This window comes from Actinomadura rubrisoli, from assembly GCF_004349215.1.
Taxonomy (GTDB): Bacteria; Actinomycetota; Actinomycetes; order Streptosporangiales; family Streptosporangiaceae; genus Spirillospora; species Spirillospora rubrisoli.
Map to the genome: position 1 here is coordinate 1 of NZ_SMKU01000627.1, position 2,357 is coordinate 2,357.

Consider the following 2,357-nt stretch of genomic DNA (forward strand, 5'->3'; position numbering starts at 1 on the left):
CGGGCAGGCCGGGCGGGCCGGGCGCTGCTCAGCCGAGGTTCAGGTTCTGGATGTCGCGTGCTTGGACGATGTTGGTGGCCGTCCCGGTGAAGACGTTGACGACACCGTCATCGGAGGCGGTCGCCCTCGTCTGAGCCTGCGTCCAGGTCGCCCGTAGCTCGGCGTTGAAGGCGGGCTGCTCGTCCAGCAGGCGCCCGATGGCCTCCGCGAGGGCGTCGATCCGCTCGGGAACGGGATCCCCGGTGGCTCTAGCCAGCGCCTCCTCGTCGGCGGCGCGTCCGCGGAACCTCTCGCGGACCCTGTTCGCGAGCTCGGCGACGGCCGTCCTCACCGGCTCACCGGCGACCTCGACGGCCTTGCCCGCCATCGCGGTGGCGATAGCGATGATCATCGGATCTGTCACACTCCCAGTCCACCACGCGGACGCGCGCCTGGCCATCGGAGTGAAACAACCGGTGATCTCTTTCGCGTCCTATTGCTTGGATTCCTTGGGCTTGTCGCGAAGGCTGCGAACGGGGTTGGGGCCCTCGGTCTCCAGCCGGTACTCGTCGCCGAACTTGTCGCGGTGCTCGTCGATGACGCGCTCGCTGGGCGGGCGCTCGGCGTTGATGGCGTCCTGCATCTTCTCGAACCGCTCGTGGGCCTCCTGGACGTAGCCGGTGCCCAGGGTGGTGAAGTCGATCTGCGTGGCCAGCAGATCGCGGACCAGCTGCTTGTTGGGCTCGAAGGTGACCGGTTCGGGCAGTGCCGGGGCCAGGACGCTCTCGGGGTCGCGGCCGTCGTGGCGGCGCATCAGGTCGCAGGCGAGCCGCAGGTGCTCCAGCTCCATGTTCAGGTGCAGTTCCCAGATGCCCTTGACGCGCGGGTCGCTCTCGGTCTGCATGAACGAGTAGTACAGGTAGCACTCGTTGTACTCGTGGTTGACCAGCCTTTCCCACCACGTTTCGCCCGGGTCGACCAGGGACTCGTAATGGGTGACGTGCTCCTCTTCGACCAGTCCGATCTCCTGGTAGAGCTGGCGGGCGATCGGCTCCATGTACATGGGGCCGACGTTCATGTAGAAGTTCATCGTCTGCTGCTCGGCCGACATGATGGTCAGCGCGTGCAGCTTGGAGATCGGTGCGGTGCTCTCGCGGTCGTAGGGCTCGCGGACGTTGTCGAACGGGTCGCGGTGGTGCAGGTAGGTGGGCCGGCCGGGCGTCACCTCGGTAAGACCGTCGATGATCTTCTCGGCCTTGCGGTGCTCGATCATCTCGTACAGGTTGGCGTACCGGTACAGGTGGTCGAAGTCCTCCAGCACGCCGAACTCGTACGCCTGCTTGAGATAGGGGTCGGGTTCCATCCGGGCGACCCAGCCGGTGAGGTCGACGGCGACCTGCTCGTAGGCGATCGTCGTCTCCAGCACCGAGGCCTGGCCGGGCAGCAGCCAGTTGACGGTCTTCTGCTGCTGCTGCTCGATGTAGCGGACGCGTGCGAGCTGCCGTTTGACGTCGATATCGGGGCAGATCCGGTTGAAGTGGTGGCTGAACATCGCCGCTTCGACCTCGATGCCGTTCATGGTGATGATGCGGCACCGGGTGTAGGGATCTGATTTGTCGGGGTCGACCGGAGCGACGTCAAGCTGGCTCCAGTTGCGCAGCTGGTCGTCCAGCGGGATGCCGCGATGTTCGAGCGGGTTGAAGGCCACCAGTTTCACCTCTGTTCGGGTTCGGGTCACCGGTATGTGACGCATCCGCGCTCTACCCGCCTATTCCGGTTCCGCACATGTTTTCTCCAGCGATTGCATGATCTTTAATGGTCCGGAAACTCGCGTGCTTATGGGGGCTCTCCCGGGGTACTACAGCCGCGCGCCGCCACCGCGGCGCCCGACCGCACACCGAGGGGCACTATGCAGACCACACCCGCCGACGCCCGGACCACCACCGATGTCATCGATCTGCTGCGCGCGCAGCATGGCCGGATCAGGGACCTGTTCGACCTGGTCATGGCCTCCGACGGACAGGACCGCAAGAACGCCTTCCAGGACCTGGTGCGGCTGCTGGCCGTACACGAGACGGCCGAGGAGGAGATCGTCCACCCGGCGGCCCGTGCCCTGCCCGGCGGCGACGGGATCGTCGACGACCGGCTGGCCGAGGAGCGCCAGGCCAAGGAACTCCTGTCGGAGCTGGACGGTATGGACACCGGCGACCCGGAGTTCCTGCCCAAGCTCGACCGGCTCCGCGTCGAGGTGCTGACCCACGCGCGGGCCGAGGAGCGCTACGAGTTCGACCGGCTCAAGGACCAGTTCAGTCCCGCCCAGCTCAAGGGCTTCGCCGCCGCCGTCCGCGCCGCCGAGGCGACCGCGCCCACCCACCCGC

The 2,357-nt window shown here is 66.8% G+C and carries 3 protein-coding genes; 1 reads left to right on the forward strand and 2 read right to left on the reverse strand.

Annotated features, from left to right (window positions below; genetic code table 11):
* Window positions 1-28: 28 nt before the first annotated feature.
* Both E1298_RS46265 and E1298_RS46270 read right to left on the reverse strand, forming a co-directional pair.
* Complete coding sequence (locus tag E1298_RS46265) at window positions 29-391, reverse strand: hypothetical protein (RefSeq protein WP_131903708.1); 363 nt, start codon at window positions 389-391, stop codon at window positions 29-31.
* An 81-nt stretch (window positions 392-472) separates the two neighbouring features.
* Window positions 473-1,687, reverse strand: a complete 1,215-nt coding sequence (locus E1298_RS46270; RefSeq protein ID WP_131903709.1) for a hypothetical protein — start codon at window positions 1,685-1,687, stop codon at window positions 473-475.
* A 201-nt stretch (window positions 1,688-1,888) separates the two neighbouring features.
* On the opposite strand from E1298_RS46270, the gene E1298_RS46275 reads away from it, so the two are divergent.
* On the forward strand, window positions 1,889-2,357 hold a 469-nt coding region (locus tag E1298_RS46275), incomplete at its 3' end, for a hemerythrin domain-containing protein (RefSeq protein WP_131903710.1).

Coding starts and splice junctions, on each gene's coding strand:
- E1298_RS46265 (WP_131903708.1), bottom strand. CDS start 391: ATGATCATCGCTATCGCCACCGCGATGGCGGGCAAGGCCGTCGAGGTC.